16 protein-coding genes are annotated in these 18141 nt (G+C 38.3%); 12 read left to right on the top strand and 4 right to left on the bottom strand.

All coding sequences use genetic code 11. From position 1 onward, the window contains the following. Both ACXAC4_RS08815 and ACXAC4_RS08810 read right to left on the bottom strand, forming a co-directional pair. A complete protein-coding gene (locus ACXAC4_RS08815; RefSeq protein ID WP_475160700.1) occupies positions 1–651 on the bottom strand; it encodes an outer membrane protein in 651 nt (216 codons plus the stop codon). Positions 652–753: 102 nt separating this feature from the next. After that, positions 754–2088, bottom strand: coding sequence for a serine hydrolase domain-containing protein (locus ACXAC4_RS08810; RefSeq protein WP_475160698.1), 1335 nt, complete (start codon positions 2086–2088; stop codon positions 754–756). Positions 2089–2229: 141 nt separating this feature from the next. Here ACXAC4_RS08810 and ACXAC4_RS08805 point away from each other — a divergent pair, with 141 nt between their 5' ends. The 10 genes from ACXAC4_RS08805 to ACXAC4_RS08760 all read left to right on the top strand — a co-directional run bounded on the left by ACXAC4_RS08805 (position 2230) and on the right by ACXAC4_RS08760 (position 11290). After that, positions 2230–3816: a winged helix-turn-helix domain-containing protein gene (locus ACXAC4_RS08805; RefSeq protein WP_475160697.1), complete on the top strand. Its 1587-nt coding sequence runs from the start codon at positions 2230–2232 to the stop codon at positions 3814–3816. A gap of 83 nt (positions 3817–3899) precedes the next feature. After that, the gene (locus ACXAC4_RS08800) at positions 3900–5330 is read left to right on the top strand and encodes a S41 family peptidase (protein ID WP_475160696.1); all 1431 of its coding nucleotides are present in this window, start codon (positions 3900–3902) and stop codon (positions 5328–5330) included. Beyond that, positions 5327–6016, top strand: a complete 690-nt coding sequence (locus ACXAC4_RS08795) for a response regulator transcription factor (RefSeq protein ID WP_475160693.1) — start codon at positions 5327–5329, stop codon at positions 6014–6016. The genes ACXAC4_RS08800 and ACXAC4_RS08795 overlap by 4 nt, the downstream gene beginning before the upstream one ends. Before the next feature lie 56 nt (positions 6017–6072). Further along, positions 6073–7320, top strand: a complete 1248-nt coding sequence (locus ACXAC4_RS08790) for a sensor histidine kinase (protein ID WP_475160691.1) — start codon at positions 6073–6075, stop codon at positions 7318–7320. Between the two features lie 85 nt (positions 7321–7405). Further along, positions 7406–8422, top strand: a complete 1017-nt coding sequence (locus tag ACXAC4_RS08785; RefSeq protein ID WP_475160689.1) for a type 1 glutamine amidotransferase domain-containing protein — start codon at positions 7406–7408, stop codon at positions 8420–8422. Between the two features lie 171 nt (positions 8423–8593). Beyond that, on the top strand, positions 8594–9442 hold the full coding sequence (locus ACXAC4_RS08780) for an SPFH domain-containing protein (RefSeq protein ID WP_475160687.1): 849 nt from the start codon (positions 8594–8596) through the stop codon (positions 9440–9442). A 62-nt stretch (positions 9443–9504) separates the two neighbouring features. After that, positions 9505–9702 carry a type II toxin-antitoxin system antitoxin gene (locus tag ACXAC4_RS08775; protein WP_058029893.1) on the top strand — a complete coding sequence of 66 codons (198 nt, stop codon included), beginning with the start codon at positions 9505–9507 and terminating at the stop codon, positions 9700–9702. Between the two features lie 28 nt (positions 9703–9730). Continuing rightward, positions 9731–10711: an alpha/beta hydrolase gene (locus ACXAC4_RS08770; RefSeq protein ID WP_475160685.1), complete on the top strand. Its 981-nt coding sequence runs from the start codon at positions 9731–9733 to the stop codon at positions 10709–10711. A gap of 4 nt (positions 10712–10715) precedes the next feature. After that, the gene (locus ACXAC4_RS08765) at positions 10716–11033 is read left to right on the top strand and encodes a cupin domain-containing protein (RefSeq protein WP_475160684.1); all 318 of its coding nucleotides are present in this window, start codon (positions 10716–10718) and stop codon (positions 11031–11033) included. A 5-nt stretch (positions 11034–11038) separates the two neighbouring features. After that, a complete protein-coding gene (locus ACXAC4_RS08760; protein ID WP_138478675.1) occupies positions 11039–11290 on the top strand; it encodes a hypothetical protein in 252 nt (83 codons plus the stop codon). Between the two features lie 164 nt (positions 11291–11454). Here ACXAC4_RS08760 and ACXAC4_RS08755 read toward each other — a convergent pair whose 3' ends face one another. Beyond that, on the bottom strand, positions 11455–13455 hold the full coding sequence (locus ACXAC4_RS08755) for a urocanate hydratase (RefSeq protein ID WP_475160680.1): 2001 nt from the start codon (positions 13453–13455) through the stop codon (positions 11455–11457). 11 nt (positions 13456–13466) lie between these two features. Then, a complete protein-coding gene (gene hutH / locus ACXAC4_RS08750) occupies positions 13467–14966 on the bottom strand; it encodes a histidine ammonia-lyase (RefSeq protein WP_475160678.1) in 1500 nt (499 codons plus the stop codon). 126 nt (positions 14967–15092) lie between these two features. Between hutH and ACXAC4_RS08745 the strand changes: the two genes are divergently transcribed. Together ACXAC4_RS08745 and ACXAC4_RS08740 are read left to right on the top strand one after the other, a co-directional pair. Next, the gene (locus ACXAC4_RS08745) at positions 15093–15989 is read left to right on the top strand and encodes a LysR family transcriptional regulator (RefSeq protein ID WP_475160677.1); all 897 of its coding nucleotides are present in this window, start codon (positions 15093–15095) and stop codon (positions 15987–15989) included. 71 nt (positions 15990–16060) lie between these two features. Then, on the top strand, positions 16061–18079 hold the full coding sequence (locus tag ACXAC4_RS08740) for an EAL domain-containing protein (protein WP_475160675.1): 2019 nt from the start codon (positions 16061–16063) through the stop codon (positions 18077–18079). Positions 18080–18141: the final 62 nt, after the last annotated feature.

The raw sequence follows: 18141 nt of genomic DNA, 5'->3' as shown, positions 1-18141 counted from the left end.
TTAGAAGTTAACGCCAACAAAAATTGCAAAGTTGCTTACATCATAGTCTAAGTTTACTTTTTCTGTAAATTGACCATCTTTTTCTGTTTTGTCCGATGCCATATTAGTAATAGAGTATTCTAAACCAAGATAGATGTTTTCAGACGCTAAGTATTTAAGCCCGAAACCATAGTAAAGGTCATTGCCATCTTCGCTATCTTCTTCAACAACACCAGGAAAATAACTATCTGTACTTTTTGCTTTTAAATCCCATGCAGCAATACCTACTCGGCCATTGATAAAAAATTTATCGTTGATTGGCCATTGAGCATTAACACCCAGTGTGGTTGATGAACTTTTGACTTTATCGTTAATGGTGTCATTAAATTCGTCAACATATGTATGATCAGTTTCGCCGAATTGATTGTGACCAATTTCAAGACTAAAGTTGTTAGTAAATTGATAGCCTAGTCTTACGCCAAAAGAGGTTGTATTTTGACTCGGTTGCTTATAATACTCTTTACCAGAATCATAAGGGCTTGAATATTCGAAACTTGATTCGAATTCTTGTTTTGCTTTACCAAGAAGAATGTCTGTGTAAATGTTATTATTTGCAAAAATTGATGGTGATAAAAAAAGAGCAGAAGTAAGAGCTATAACTGTTTTACGCATTATTGTCCTTTTTACGTTTAATTCTTATGTTAAAAGTTGGCCCTAATAAGGGTGCGGGGATTATAGTTAAAATTAATAAAATGTACACCGAAAATAATGAGACTAAAGCGAGCTTACCCTTTTTAATGCTTGCTTAGCACGAGTTGATTCTGGGTTGAGATCAGCATTTAGCTTTAAAAATGCTAGAGCAGCTTGTTGCTCGTTAGCATCAACCAGCTCATATGCAAATCTGATTAATTGACGCTCACTAAACCCTTCGTGTTGCGATACCAATGTCTTATACCAAGCGATTGATGTAGAGTTTCCTTGCTCTATGATCATTCTATAGAGTTTTTGTGAAAGCCTTAATTCAGGCTCTTCATAGTCTTTGTCATAGATAATACTCAGCACCTTTTCGGTGATTGGTGTCATTGGCGCACCGCCCGTATTATCGAGCAATACAATTAAAATGTCGTCTTCTAACACACGACTGATATTGGCATTAAAGCCAGGGATCATACCGCCGTGGTGAACTCGAGTGAGTGCTTTACCAAATCGCTCTTCTGGGTAATTATCAACCAACCAGCCCGCTGCGTAGTTCCTATGCTCAGAGACTTGATACAAAACTGTGGTTAACGGTTTTGATAATATTTTGTTTTCGGCTAAGCCTCGGTCCCAAAGGTACAAATCCATGGCCGTTGAATACATACTGCCAGCAGAAAAGGGTACTGACATATCTATAAAGCTGGGATGTTCTAAACGATTAAATAGTCGTTCATAACCAGTCACTCGATTGTTTAGAATAGAATGTTGTTGGTTAAACCCAGAATTATTCATATTAAGCGGTTTTAAAATCTGTTGTGTTAAAACTTTGCTATAAGATTTACCTGTTACTTGTTCGATGACTTTACCTAAAATGGTATAACCCGCATTGCTATACCTGAATTTGGTGCCAGGCTCGAAGTTTAAATCCTCGCTACAAAATTTTGAGATAAACTCGTCAAGTGTGTAAGGGTTTCTAGCTTCAACGACTTTGTAGCCATCAAGGTGAAAGAAGTTGCCAAGGCCCGATGTGTGATTTAGTAACTGTCTAATTGTAATTTTAGAGCCAGTATCTGCTCTGTAGCCTGGATAGTATTCGATTAACTTTTCATCCAGCTTTAGCTTTTTTTGCTCAACAAGTTGAAGTATCAACATGGCTGTAAATTGTTTAGTAATCGAGGCAATTTTGAACTTACCTTCGACAGTATGATTAATGTCCCATTCAAAGTTGGCTTTGCCATAACCTTTCTTAAAGAGCACTTTCCCTTTATGACTGATTAACGCGACACCATTAAATTGTTCTAATTGGTGATATCGAGTCAGTAGCTTGTCAATTTCTTTGCTCTTTATTTGATTAGCAACGCTAAAAAATGAAGTAAAAAATATAAGTAAAAAAAGTATCTTAGTACGCATCATGCTTTTCCCAAATTAAACATGCATTTAATTTAACGACATTCAAACTAATTGAAGAGTGAATTAAAGTGAGTTAGGGTGACGCACAGTGACAAGACAACTTATTTAATAATAAGAATAAGTTAAGTATATTTAAGGAATGAGATGTCAGTTTATAAAGTCGGAGAAAACCTAACTTTAAACCTTGATGAACGAAAATTATTTAAAGGTTCTACAGAGGTTTCTTTGCCTGAGTTATCTTATCGATTATTAGTGTGTTTGGTTGAACGCGCACCGAGTGTCGTTTCACATAACATTATCTTGGATTATGTATGGCAGGGAAAAATCGTCTCAGAAGACACCGTTAAAAAACGTGTATCTCGCCTTAGGGAAGTTTTGGCAGTCGAAAAAGAACAAGATCCTATTATTGCAGAACGAGGGCAAGGATATCGTTTAAATTTATCAGTTAAGCTTGTAGAACATACAGTTAGCCAACTAGAAGAACAACAGAATCCACCAAAACTTGCAAGTCCACAATTTCATTTTTCTATTAGGCACCGTGTCATGCTTAGTGGATTAGTCATCTTTGGGATGATTGCTTTAGGTGTTTTTAAGCAAACAGAATCAAGTAAGATACAGCAGCCAGTACAAGCAAATATAAGCCTATCACCACCTGATGAATCAAATGAGCTAGATGTGTCTCGATTTATGGGGTTACAAGACAGCTCAAAAATAGATAGTGCGATTAGCGAGCTAGAAAACTCAATCAAACACGCCAGCAATAAAGTCGCTATTTTCTCAATATTAAGCGAATTGTATTTAACTAAGCATAAGTTATATGGTGCCAATCAAGACGATTTAATTCAAGCCTATCAATTTGCATTAAAGGCAGTTAACGCTTCGAATAGCCAACCTTGGCCTTATGTTGCGCTTGGGAATGTGCAAATTGAACAGGGAAAATATAAAAACGCCATTGAAAGTTCCAGTAAAGCCATTTCACTTTCGCCTAAATGGGTGAACGCTCATGCCGTCAAATCTAGCGCACTGAATCATCGTGGTGATATTTCAGGGGCGTGGCAAACGATTAAAATTGCACATAAACTACAACCAGACAATCCACTTGTACAAAAGATACGCGCTCAGGTTCTGTTAAATAAAAACATGTTCAGTTGGAGTGAACGTCATTTAGCGTCATTGATAGCGTCTTCTCCGCAAGATACGTTTTATTTACTGGCTCAAGCTGAGTATTTCTTGGCGACTAAACAATATGAAAAAGCAGAAAAAACCTTATTTGAATTACTGAGCTTAAAGCCAAACTTTATTGAAGCGCATTTACTTATGGCAAGCGCTTTAGAGTTACAAGGAAAAATAGATAAGTCACTTATTCATTTCGAGCGGGTTGCTCATAGTCAAAGTAAACATGCGCAGCTAGCGCTGTTGCTCGCCAATTTGGTTGACGGTAATAATAAAAATGTGAAGGGTATAACTTCAGAAGGTGATACATATTCTAATCAATTTATCGCTTCGCTCATTGCGTTAAATAACAAAGAACCTGAGCAATTTATACAGCTAGCAGAGAAAGCCGTGCAAAACGGGTTTTCTAAAGAGTATTTATTAGATTCTAATATTATTTATACTTCGTTAGAGCAACAAGTACAAAGGGATAAGCAACTCAAAGACTTCCAAGCCCTTAAAACAAATTTGTTTAATATCAAGCAAACACGGCGAGTAAAGCGGGTGCCTATCTTGTAGCTGAAATTAATCATTCGCATTTCACGACAAAACCTTCACAAATGCTTTGTTAACTTTGTGACATATCACAAAGGAGCAAAGCGATGTTCAAACAAATTCTTAAACCACTTAATAAATCACTGATGTTGGCGTGTGTACTACCCGTGTTAGTTGCCTGTCAAGGTAGCCATTTAGAGATAATGCCTGACTTGTCGGATGAAACCTTGCTGACAGAACATTTGTCTGTTGAGCAAATGCAGCAAGATATTGATGCTTTATTACAAGGTTCACTGGAGCGTCACCCAAATCTTGAAAAGTACACTCAAGTCTCTGAGCTAAAAAGCTACACTGAAGTGCTCAAGTCGCAAATTACTCGGCCTTTAATGCGAACCGAGTTTTATAGAATAGTGGGAAAACTCAGCCATAAGTTTAATGATGGTCATGCATTTTTGATTTGGCCGTATCAAGAATATAACTTGCTTAAAGAGCAAGGTGCGAAACCTTTTCCTTTTGAAGTATTTATCAATTCACAGCAAGAGCTATATATACAACATGACTATCAATCAGGTAGTGAAAGGGTTGTAGGCGAAAGCAAAATTTTATCAATTAATGGTATTTCAACAAAAGACCTTGTATTAAACATGCAAAAATATACAGGTGGTGAGAGTGGGCTTCTTCGTGAAAAGGTCGTGGCAGCGAGATTCCCCGTTAACCTGTGGGCTGTATATGGCTTTATTAATGAATTTAAACTTGAAATAGAATCTGACGGGAGAGCTAAAACATTAGAGATCACCCAATCCCAAGATTGGCAACAGACAGCAACGGCTATTTCAGGAAAAACAAATCAAGATCATTACTTTAAAGAGTTAGAAGAAGGTATCGGTTTATTATATTTAGATCACTTTGATATAAAACCAAGTGAGTTTGAAGATTTTGTTGATGAAAGCTTTAAGAAAATTAAAGCGTTGAAGATTCACTCTCTTATTATTGATATTAGAAACAACCCCGGTGGTAATACGGATACCGTTGCTTATTTAAGCCGCTACCTTGCAAATAAACCATTTAGATTGGTCTCAGCGCTGCAAGAAAAACTCAACAAAGACAACCGTGGTTGGTTTCATTATAAAGGTGAAGTAGGGGAAATTGTCGACACAAAATGGGATGAATGGGAGACCCCAATGAGTGACGATGTCAGATTTACCGGTAATGTGTATCTATTGACCGGTTCGATTAGCTATTCTGCTGCGATTGTATTTGCAACGACCCTTAAAGATAATGGCTTTGCAACCTTAGTAGGGCAGCCAACTCAAGGGTTTGCTAATCAATCAGGACAGGGCAATTTGTTTAACTTACCTCACTCAGAGCTAAGGGCCTATATTACAACTCGATTATTAGTTAGACCGAGCGGTGAGTTGGCTCGGCAAGGTGTTCAGCCCCATTATGAGATTGAGCCAGGCAATAGCATCACGCAAAGCATGGATGATCAAACCATCGCTGCAACACTAGAATTAATTCGGAAAAAGATAGCAAAATGAATGAAACAAGTAACCGCATTTTATTGGTTGAAGATAATCAGCAATTAGCAGAGCAACTGTGTGGTTTTCTGACCCAAAAGGGCATGGTCGTTGACTATGCCTGTAATGGTCAAACAGCGACTAGTTTACTTGAGTCTGAGCATTTTGATGTTGTGATATTAGATTTAACCTTACCCGATATAGATGGGTTAAATCTTTGTCGTTTTATCAAATCAAAGCTTGCTACGAATATTCCGGTGTTGATGCTCACCGCAAGAGACAGTATTGAAGAAAAACTTAATGGCTTTTCACATGGCACAGATGATTATTTAACAAAACCTTACGTATTAGACGAGGTTTATGTTAGGTGCTTAGCACTTGCTAGAAGGCATCAATTACATAAATCTCAGAAAACATGTATTGGTGATTTAGAGATTGATTTTAATCAAAAAACGGTTCAGCGCGGCGGTCAGAGCATAAAACTTTCAAAGACCGATTTCTTACTGCTTAAACTACTTGCAGAAGCTTATCCAAATGCCCTGAGTAAAAGGCAATTAGTTGAAAAAGTCTGGGGGGATGATCTGCCTGATACCGATGCAGTCCGAAGTCACATATATACACTTCGTAATGCCATAGATAAACCGTTTGAGCACCCGTTAATCAAAACAGTACACGGAATTGGTTTTAAAATCGTTGCACCAGACTAACAATCACCAAGTAATGAATATTAGAATAAGATGCATCACATGGAGATGAAACAGCTATGAGAAGCCTTTCAAGTAGTATAAGCCGCGTAATTATAACGACTGTATTGTCTATTTTGCTTATTTATAGCTTTTTGATTGTTTTATATGCTTGGACTATTGAAGATAATATTTTTAACCGCTTAGTCAACGATGAAGCGACTCATATTACTGAACAATTTAAACGTTCAGGTGAGGTTCTCCCACCAAAAGCAGATTACATGCGTTTGGTTGAAAACTTTACCGATCTGCCTATTGAGATAAAAAAAGAGTATCCGTCAAATCCTAGCAAAGTGGAATATCAAACAAGTTCTGGTAAAACCCTTCATATAACCACCATTAAATTAGGTGAACAACACTTATTTTTACTCGCTGACGTAGAGCAGTTCGAAGTTAGCAAAGATAATATGCCAAACCTGCTTGTGTGGCTTTTAGTAATAGCTTGTTTCATTTCTGCCATAGCACTTGTTGTGAGCTTATTGACTGCTAAGAAGATTACAAGGCCTTTACAAGCGCTCGCATCTCAAGTGAACACAAAAAATGCAGACAACATTGAGCCTGATGTATTTCCAGATAACGAAATTGGTTTATTAGCACTCAATACTAAAAACGCTTTTACTCAGTTGAATAGCGCGCTTGATCGAGAGCGCGTATTTACCAAAGACATTAGTCATGAAATCAGAACCCCCGTTGCGATTATTCAAAATGTACTTTCAGAAAGCAAAGAAGAAAAAACAATCAGAGAAAACAATTTTGGTAAGGTTGCAGAGGCGGTTGCTAATATCAATCAAATCACTTCAATTTTATTGGCGCTTGCACGTTCCGAATCCAGCCAAACAGAGGTGGTTAATTTAACTGCAAAGTTAGAGTCTTTGATTATTAACCAATTCGATTTTTTACTCGCAGAAACAGACAAACATCTTGAGTTAACTCTTAATTTTGATGGTGATGTAAAAGTAATGTGTAACCAAAATCTGGTTAGCATTCTAATGCTAAATTTACTTTCGAACATGGTACGACACGCAAATGGTGATAATGCCGATATTACCTTAAATGAGCGACAACTTATTTTTAAAAACCAGACTCAACAAAATACCATCAATTCACCATTTTTAAGCGGCGTAAAAGGCAAGCAGAGTGAAGGTTTAGGGCATGGTTTAAACTTAATAAAGCGTATTTGTGAACAATCAAATTGGCAATTGCACATTGAACAACCGCAAGGTTACTTTATAGTGAAAATAAGCTTTGATAATCCTCTTAACGATTAAATTAATGCTCAAATAATTTAATCACGACAAAGTCACGACATCTAATTGGTTAAAGTGCTGTTAACTTCAACAAGGAGAAACAGCAATGAAATATTTAACGCTATTAATTATTTGTCTGGGTTTGTTCAGCCCCCATGTATTTGCCAAAAAAGTCGCTCTATTGATTTCGGGTTACGGTAATGAGACCCAAGGTAAAATTAGTTACGACCTTGAGGAGCTTGCACAAACTTATTTGGTTTTACATGACCATAACTTAAAACTCGACATTGTCACACCTAAAGGCGGTGAGGTTGTTGTTAAGACGAATAAAGACAATCTAGCTTACATACAAAAATTCAAAGGGCTTGCCCTTCATAAATTGCAAAATACTTACTCAGCAAAACAGGCAATTCAGCAAAGCTATGACGCTTTATTTATTGTTGGGGGAGATGGCGCAATGTTTGATTTACCTTTTGACCATGATACTCAAACTTTCATTAATCAGTTTATCGAAAGGCACTCTCCAATCGCCGCTGTATGTCACGGTCCTGCAGCGCTGGTTAATTTAAAACGCCCAGATGGTCATTATTTTGTGGCGGGCAAGAAGGTAAATAGTTTTACGCAAATCGAAGAGCAAGCTTTTAATTCAGAGCTACTTGATAAGTTTCCATTTTCACTTGAAGAAATGTTAATTGAGCACGGTGCGACATTTGTTAAAAACGCCCCAATGATGCCGTATATTGCTGTTGATGGAACGCTTATAACAGCTCAAAACCCTATGAGTGTTGCCAAAGCTGCCGAAGCCTTGTTATTAAAATTAGGCATTTCACCAAAGCAAAGAACACCTTTTAAAGATGAAGCAACATTCGAATTAATAACACTTGCCAAATCAAACGGTGCAGCGGTTATTTCAATTGAGCTTGCCAAAGATAAAACGAGATATGATTTAAATTATTTGGGGCTTTACGCTTTTTACGCATATAGACTCGCACAAACGCAAGACCAAAAAAGACAGGAGTTAAATCTCAAAGCTGAAATAGCAAAAATCTTTAAACACCCAAAATTATCAGAATCATTAATTAACGCCTACTTAGAGCAGCAACTTTTTGAAGACGCAGAGTAAGCATACCAAGTATTTAAAGTGGACTTTCCAAGTAATAAGTCTATTGCATCTATTGAAAATAAAATAAATAGTTACAAATAGAGAGCATGGTTATAGGAACAAAATGCTTGCTTAAAATCTAAACTCGATTTAATGTGATATCAACTTGATATCACACTGGTGGAGTTTTCAATGAAAGAAACAAAGGGATTCTCAACAAACGGGTATGTTGCAACCGTGATTTTTATTTCAATTGCATTAGCTTGTTTGAGTCAATTTAACCCTGTAAATGGCGATGGTTTTTTATTTGTCGTTTTAGCAGTAATTAATTTAGCGTGTTTAGCTGGTTTATTTATGGTTCAGCCAAACCAAGGCCGTGTACTCACTTTATTTGGTAGTTACGTAGGCACAGTAAAAGAAAATGGGTTGCGTTGGACTATCCCTTTCTTTATTCGCAGAAATATTTCTTTAAGACTAAGAAACTTTGAAAGTAACAAGATCAAAGTCAATGATGCGCACGGTAACCCGATTGAGATTGCAACCGTGGTTGTGTGGTCAGTGAATGACACCGCAGAGGCTGTATTTGAAGTAGATGACTACGAAAGCTTTGTAAATATTCAAAGTGAAGCAGCGCTAAGAAATATGTCGAGCGCTTATCCCTACGATCAACATGACGGTGATGAAATTGCATTGCGCAGTCACCCAATTCAAGTCTCTGAAGCACTAAAAACAGAAATTCAAGACAGATTGGCAAAAGCAGGTGTAAAAGTACATGAAGCTAGAATTTCACACCTTGCCTATGCATCAGAAATTGCCAGTGCCATGTTACAACGTCAACAAGCTTCAGCCATTATTGCTGCAAGACAAAAAATCGTAGATGGTGCGGTTGGTATGGTGGAGCTTGCATTAAGCCGATTGTCTGAGCGAGAAATCGTAGAGCTAGACGAAGAGCGCAAAGCAGCTATGGTTAGCAACTTGCTGGTGGTATTATGCGCCGAGCAAAATACGCAACCTGTGGTCAATGCAGGTAGTCTTTACTAATACTAAATTTTCTAATTGAGTCGAAGTTTTAACTTCGACTCAGCAAGTTTAAGAGGCTCATTTTGGCCAGTAAAAAAAGTTACCCACTTAGAATAAACCCTGATGTATTAGCCGCAGTTCAGCGCTGGGCCGACGATGACTTACGCAGTGTAAACGCGCAAATAGAGTATATTTTGCGAGATGCATTGGTAAAATCGGGCAGGGTGAAAATTGTGCAAAAAGTGGTAACCGAAGTACATCCACAAGACCCAGAAGAATAAAGCTTATTTGAAGCTTCAAGGAGAAAAAATGGTTCAGGAAGAGATTGTATTTAAGTCACAAATGCTAAGCTTAAAAGGTACATTGTCAATGCCTAAAACTAAGGGGAAATTTCCTTGCGTAGTTATGGTGCACGGTAGTGGTCAGCAAGACAGAAATGGCAATATCAATGGTTTTGACACTAATACTTTTAAACAACTTTCAGAGCAGTTGATTGAAGGCGGTTACGCCACTTTTTGTTATGACAAGCGTGGTGCGGGTAAGAGTGAGGGCTATTTTAAAACAGCTGGGTTAGAAGAAGTTGTGTTAGATGCTCATGAAGCGATTAACCATATTTCAACCCATAAACAAGTAAATACTGATGCCATTTATGTATTAGGGCATAGTGAAGGGGCTTGTTTAGCGCCAGAAATAGCAAACGAGAATAAACATATTTCTGGGTTAATTATGCTTTGCGCTAGCCTTCGTAGCTTTGAAGAAGATGGCATTAAAAATGCGGAAGTAATGAATCGAGATCTCGATGCTTTGAAGGGTTTAAAAGGCAAGATTTTAAGGCTTTTTTTGTACACCAAAGATCCCGCTAAAACTATGCGAGATTTAAGAACGAAAGTTGAAAGTACCGAAAAACCAACAGTAAGAGTTGGCTTTCAAAAAGTAAGCACCAAGTTCTACAGAGAAACCTTTAATTATGATGTGAAGTCGCATTTGGCTAATACGATAAAACCAATATTAGCGATTGGAGGTGAAAAGGACTTTCAATGTCACCCTGATGATACTAAGCTCATCGACAAGGTTACAAAAGCATCAACAAGTACACATATCATCGAAAATATGGACCATACTTTGCGGTTGCAAACAGGTTTGCCTTCACTAGCCAGCTACAAACACGCTTGTAAAAATGACATAATGCCTGAGGTCGCAATTCAGTTAAAAAATTGGCTATCAGAGCAAATGAGTTTAGCTGAAACACATGCAACTGATGAGAAACCAAAACCAACAGCCATAACTTAAGCGAATGACAGTTAACTTACTTAATAATATTCCTACTGACTTATCAGACGAAGTCTTTGAAGATCTGATCAATACTGATTCTGTTCGGGTCGAACGAATAATTTCTCAAGGACATAGCTCACCTGCAACGGGTTGGTATGACCAAGACGAGCATGAATGGGTTATGGTCTTAGAAGGGTTTGGCGTACTTGAATTTGAAAATGGCAAGTGTGTGAGGCTAGAAAAAGGAGATTCTTTAAATATATCAGCTCATACAAAGCACAAAGTGAAACAAACTTCAAAACAACAGCCAACGATTTGGTTGGCTATTTTTTATAAATAATCGCAATGGCAAAACCGAATAAAAAAGGGCCGGTAAGAACGGTTGATATTTTTTGCGCAAAATGTAGAACTCAACTTTTTAAATACCGAAAGGGCGGTAAAGGTGCGCTAGTTAAATGTTTTGAAGAGCGAATTGTTGAAGATTACACAAACGATAAAATACATTGTCCTCAGTGTAATATTGAATTTGCAAGAAAAACACTGATCAGAGGCACGCCCGCACTAAAAATTGTTGGTGGTAAGGTTACTTTTAAATAAACCCCTATTAAATGATTTTTGTTTGAGTGTGTCTAATTTATAGTGAGAAACAATCTTAGTTAAGATCATCTTGCACCTAGCTTGCACATTAAATATAAAGTCGTATCAAAAAAAAAGCCATTTCATGTATTGAAACGGCTTTCTCAGAAAAACAGCTTGTTTTATTAAAAATCCAACTTATTTAAAATATCGTCTTCGACATTTTGTGAAAGTGTGACTTTAAGCTTAGGTGTACGCGCCATTTCACGTTTGATTGCAAAATTGGCTTCTTCGTTACGTGCCCAGCTGCGACGCGCAATACCATTGTTTACGTCGAACAACAGCATAGATTTAAGGCGACGCTCAGCATCATCACTACCGTCGAGTAGCATACCGAAACCACCATTCATTACTTCACCCCAACCAACGCCACCGCCATTGTGGATAGATACCCATGTTGCACCACGGAAACCATCACCGATCACATTGTGAATAGCCATGTCCGCCGTGAAGCGGCTGCCATCATAGATGTTAGATGTTTCGCGGAATGGAGAATCTGTACCAGATACATCGTGGTGGTCACGACCAAGTACCACAGGACCAATCTCACCGCGTTCAATGGCATCGTTAAATGCTTTAGCAATTTTAATGCGGCCTTCAGAGTCGGCATATAGAATACGGGCTTGTGAACCAACAACTAGCTTGTTTTCTTTCGCGTCTTTGATCCACGTGATGTTGTCTTGCATCTGCTGTTGAATTTCTTCTGGCGAGTTCGCCATGATCTCTTCAAGCACTTGCGCGGCAATCGCATCCGTTTTGTCTAAGTCTGCAGGGTTACCTGAAGTACATACCCAACGGAACGGACCAAAGCCATAGTCAAAACACATAGGACCTAGAATATCTTGCACGTATGACGGATATTTAAAGTCGATGCCGTTTTCAGCCATAACATCACCGCCTGCACGTGATGATTCAAGTAAGAAAGCATTACCGTAATCAAAGAAGTAAGTGCCTTTTGCTGTGTGCTTGTTTACCGCTTCAGCGTGGCGCTTAAGCGTTGATTGTACTTTTTCTTTGAATACTTCAGGTTCTTCACGAATTAAGCGGTTTGATTCTTCGTAGCTAATATCAACCGGGTAATAACCGCCTGACCATGGGTTATGAAGAGACGTTTGGTCTGAGCCTAAATGTACAAAAATGTCTTCAGCTAAGAAGCTTTCCCACACATTTACAATGTTACCAATGAACGCAATCGACACCACTTCTTCGTTTTCTTGTGCTTTCCGCACGCGTGCAACTAAGTCATCGATGTTATCAACGAGTTCATCTACCCAACCTTGCTCATGACGTTTAATCGCAGCTTTTGGATTAACTTCGGCACATACTGTAATACAGTTAGCAATGTTACCTGCTTTTGGCTGTGCACCACTCATACCACCAAGACCTGCTGTTAAGAAGATCTTACCTTTCGGGCTTTCGCCTTTGTTAAGTACTTTACGGAATGCGTTCATCACCGTAATAGTTGTACCGTGAACGATACCTTGTGGGCCAATATACATGAATGAACCCGCAGTCATTTGACCGTACTGAGTAACACCTAATGCATTGAACTTCTCCCAGTCATCTGGCTGAGAGTAGTTCGGGATCATCATACCGTTTGTAACCACAACACGCGGCGCGTCTTTTGAAGATGGGAATAAGCCCATAGGGTGACCAGAGTACATATGAAGCGTTTGGTCTTCTTCCATCTCGCTTAGGTACTTCATAGCCAGTAGGTATTGCGCCCAGTTTTGGAATACCGCACCATTACCACCATAAGTGATAAGCTCTTCTGGGTGTTGTGCTACAGCAGGGTCAAGATTGTTGTCGATCATTAGCATGATCGCAGCAGCTTGATCACACTTTGCTGGATAATCAGAGATTGAACGTGCTTTTAGCTCATAGTTAGGCTTAAAGCGGTACATGTAAATACGGCCAAAATCTTTCAATTCTTGAGCAAATTCAACGGCGAGTTCAGCGTGCCACTCTTTTGGGAAATAGCGAAGGGCATTGCGAACTGCGAGCTGTTTTTCTTCTGCGCTTAAAATATCTTTACGTTTTGGTGCTCGGTTGGCACTAGCCGGATACACTTTTGGCTCTGGCAAAACGCTTGGAATACCTTGTTTGATGATATCTTGAAAATTCATGTCGGTTTTCCTTAGTTTACTGAAACTGTGAAAGCTTGAGACTTAACAAATTCAACCATGGCATCGATGTCTGGCTTAAGTAGTCTGTCTTCTTCAAGCTTGGCGACCTTAGTACGGATCAACGCATGGTTTTGTTCAATAATATCTGAACAAGTATTTGGACGTCTGAAATCAACGGCTTGCGCTGCGTACATTAATTCGATTGCAAAGATTTTTTCTAGGTTACCTAGAATTTGGTTGAATTTACGGCCAGAAATACTACCCATAGACACATGGTCTTCTTGACCCATTGACGTTGGTACGCTGTCAGCAGATGGTGGGAAACACAGAGACTTGTTTTCAGTTACCAATGCCGCTGTGGTGTACTGCGGGATCATCATACCAGAGTTTAGCCCACCTGATGTCGTTAATAGTCGTGGTAGACCGTGTAGGCCTTCAAGCAATAAGTAACAGCGACGGTCTGAAATATTACCCAGTTCAGCTGCAGCAATTGACGCATAGTCCAGTACCATTGCCAGCGGCTGACCATGGAAGCTACCACCTGAAATTGCTTCTTCTTCGCTGATAACGATTGGGTTATCAGTAACTGAGTTCATTTCAGTTTCAGCTAATTCTTTCAAATGGTTGTACGCGTTACGTGATGCGCCGTGAACCTGTGGAATACAACGTAAAGAGTACGGATCTTGTACGCGGTCACACTCTTCATGATCAGCCATGTTTTGTGAGTCTTTAAATAACCGGCGCATACGCTTAGCCACTTCAATGTTGCCTTCAAACGCTCGAATTGCGTGTAGTTCTTCTCTGAATGGCGACTCACTACCTTGCATGCCTTCTATACTCATTGCGCCTGCAATGTCTGCAAGGTCGAGTAAGTAACGCATTTTAGTTAGGCCAGTGATGGCATGTGACAGAATAAACTGAGTACCATTGATAAGTGCTAGACCTTCTTTGGCATGTAAGTCCATCGCTTCAAGGTTGTTATCTGCCAATACTTTTGCTGCAGATTGGATCTCTTCACCTACCCAAAATTCACCTTCACCTAGTAGTGGTAAAAATAAATGAGAAAGTGGCGCAAGGTCGCCTGATGCACCAACAGAGCCTTGCTCAGGTACAACTGGGATAATATCAAGTTCGATGAACTTAAGCATACGCTCAACTACAGCTAAACGAATACCAGAGAAGCCTTGGCTTAAAGCATGTACTTTGGTGATAAGCATTAGCTTTGAAATTGATTTTGTAATCGGGTTACCTACACCCACAGCGTGTGTGATAAGAAGGTTTTTTTGTAAAAGGTGAGTTTCTTCAGGTGTGATTTGGGTATCACATAAAGGACCAAAGCCGGTATTAATACCATAAACCGCTTTGTCTGATGCCGCCATTTTGTCAACGCGTTGACGGCTTGTGTTAATCTTGCTTATAGCTTCACTTGTTAAAACAGCATCAACTGAACCATTTGCAATACCATTTACAGTATCAAGATCTAGACGATCAACACCATATCTAAACGTCATCTTGTTCTCCAAATTCATTGAGTTCTTATATTTATGGCGCAAATATTAACGAGTGGATGAAGTTTTATAAATTGCATATAATCAACATTCATTCCGGGTTTATCAAACTAAATATTTGGCACATTAATGCAAATACATGACGTAGATCTCAAATTATTAAGAGTTTTTGTTGCAATCGTGGAATGTGGTGGTTTATCTGCTGCAGAATCTAGATTAAATATTGGTCGCTCGACCATTAGTTCGCATTTATCGGACTTAGAAGTTCGCTTAGGCATAAAACTTTGTAAACGGGGTCGCAGTGGTTTTGAATTAACAGAGCCGGGTAGGGTAACCTATCAAGCCTCTTTAGAGCTCTTACGTCAATGTGAAGCCTTTGCCAATACTGTTGCCAGTTCTAAAAATGAGTTGTCGGGTCGAGTGAGTATCTCTGTTATTGATACTATGGTGAGTGATCCCCGCTGTGGCGTTGCCCAAGCAATAGCGTCACTTCGCCAGCTTAGTAAAAACATTCAATTTGATATTAATGTTTGTGAGGCTAGAGAAGTTGAAACCTCAGTGATAAACGGTCGTTCACTCGTAGGTTTAGGTGTCAGTCGTCATCATATAAGAGGGCTTGAATACATTCCGCTACATAACGAAAACAACTATTTATACTGTGGAAAAGGGCATGAACTGTTTTCATTAGAAGGGCAGCTATTGTCAGAGCATTTATCGGATGCTGAAGTGATTACTTCAAATTATATGAGAGACAAAGAAGTCAGAAATGATGGTTTGAATTATCAAAACAGTGCAACAGCATATCATGATGAAGGCATAGCGCATTTAATTTTGTCTGGTGAGTTTATAGGTTATCTACCGGAACATTACGCGAGTTTCTGGGTTGATAAAGGACTGATGAAGGTAATTGAGCCAGAAAATTTCGCCTATCAGATCCCAGTAAGTTTAATCATTTCGAAAAATAACCAAGCTAACCCATTGTCAAATGCCATCGTTGAAACGCTTTTATGCTCGCATGCTAACTAATTTTAATATTAACTCGCAGATATTTATAAGGAGTTTATACTTAATTTAACAACAATGTTTGGGGCGCTTTTTTGTCATTAGAAACAGCGAAACGTTCGATAAAGACGGTATTACACAGTCGATTTCTTCTGTCTTTGCGTGAAGCCTTCATTGCTTTGATCCCATACTTTGTGAGCAGTGCCATCGCTATTTTGCTGTTAAATAGTGCTGTAAAATTCAATATTGTGGCACCAAGCGATCATGCTTATTCAGTTATACTGGCAAGTGCCTCTCTAGTGCTTTCATTATTTCCAGTTATTGTTGCTATTTCCATCGGTTTTTTTATTAGCAAGAACTTTGGACAAAGTGGTGTGGTGGGGGCCATGCTTGCGCTGCTCTGTTTTTCACTACATGGGCAATATATCAACTTTGATGGCGAGTCATTTCGACTAGATCCTACTGGCGGCACACCCTATGCAGTCATTATTCCTTGTTTAAGTAGCCTGATCTTAAACTTGGTGGTAAACCTTCACCCTAATTTAGATAAACACTTTCATCATATAAGTCGTTTTTTGAGCGAAAAATTACTGATTATCCTACCTTTTACGCTGACATTCTTTAGCTTTTATACATTTATGCCGGTAATTAATTTTGCCGGTGATCTGATTGCTTCTTGGATAACGCCAGATATTAGCCAATCAACAATAGCAGAATTAACGTTTGAAAGAATGCTGTTTACACACGGCCTTTGGTTTTTAGGCATTCATGGCGACAATACTTTTAATATGGTATTTGACGCAAATTATTTAATGCAACCAATTATAGGAAACTTACCTGCGAAAACATTTTACGATACATTTGTTTTAATAGGTGGGACAGGCTGTTTCGCAGGGTTAATTATTGCGGCATTATTCTTGAAGTCTGGCTCACATGAAAAGAACATCGCTAAACTTTCAATGCCATTTACGGCTTTCAACTTTTGCGAAATTATTCTTTTTGCATTACCCATATTTTTAAACCCGATTATGCTAATTCCTTTTGTAATGGCACCAACAATTAACTTTGTGATTTCTTATACAGTTATAGATTATGGGTTGGTTAACGTGAGTAATGAAACGATTAGTTGGATGACACCTACACTGGTAAATGGGTTCATTGTGTCTCAAGGCTTATCAGGGGTGTTATTGCAATTATTTTTATTATGCTTGAACACATTAGTTTATTACCCATTTTTGAAATGGCACAGTGAACAAATCAATTTTGATAAGGCCATCAGTAAATTGAGTGATCAACTCAACATCTCTGAGCAGCTTCGTAATAAAGGTGAGTCAGATTTTATTGCACACCAAATAGATCTAGAAAAAGCAAATAAAGCACTGAAAGAAGTTCTATCAGAGATCAGCAAGGGTAGGCTACTACTTTATTACCAACCGCAAATTTGCCAATTTTCAAAAACCGTTTCTGGTTTCGAAGCATTGTTAAGATTAGAAAAACAATCAGGTGATATTGTTGGTCCTTATTTCTTAGACACCTTAATCAAACATGATGAAACAGAAATTATCGATATGTGGGTGATTGAACAAGCACACAGAGATTTATTGTATTTTAATAGTAAAGGGTTTAAACCAGTCATAAGCATAAATGTTAATCCAAAAGTGATGACAAACAGTTTGTTAGTAGAATATATCTGTGAAGTGTTCAAAGATTTTCCAAGTCAGCTAAAAATTGAAATAGTTGAGTCAAGTTATCTAACAGATAAGAAAACGGTGCTTAAGAATATAAAAAGCTTACAGAATGCAAAAATACATACAGTTATTGATGATTTTGGAACAGGCTATTCTAGTTTGGCCATGTTGTCAGAGTTACCAATAAAATACATTAAGCTTGATAAATCATTACTAGACGACACTGGCACAGTTAAGGGAAAAGAATTCTATCAACATGTTGTTGAATTACTTCATAAGATGGATAAATCGATTGTTGCTGAAGGTGTAGAAACACACGAGCAGTTGGCGTTTATTAATGGTTTAAAAATTGAGGTAGTTCAAGGTTGGGTATATCAGAAAGCACTTGCAAAAAAGGATGTTATTAATTTCGAAAAGCTTTTTTGAAAAATAAAAAACGCGGTAAGAAGAAATACTTACCGCGTTTTAAAATTAAAGAAGCTTAACAA

The sequence above is a fragment of the Pseudoalteromonas sp. AWM4_233 genome (genome assembly GCF_056158285.1).
Note: the sequence above shows the minus strand (reverse complement) of the source record. Positions and strands in the feature narration are given on the sequence as shown.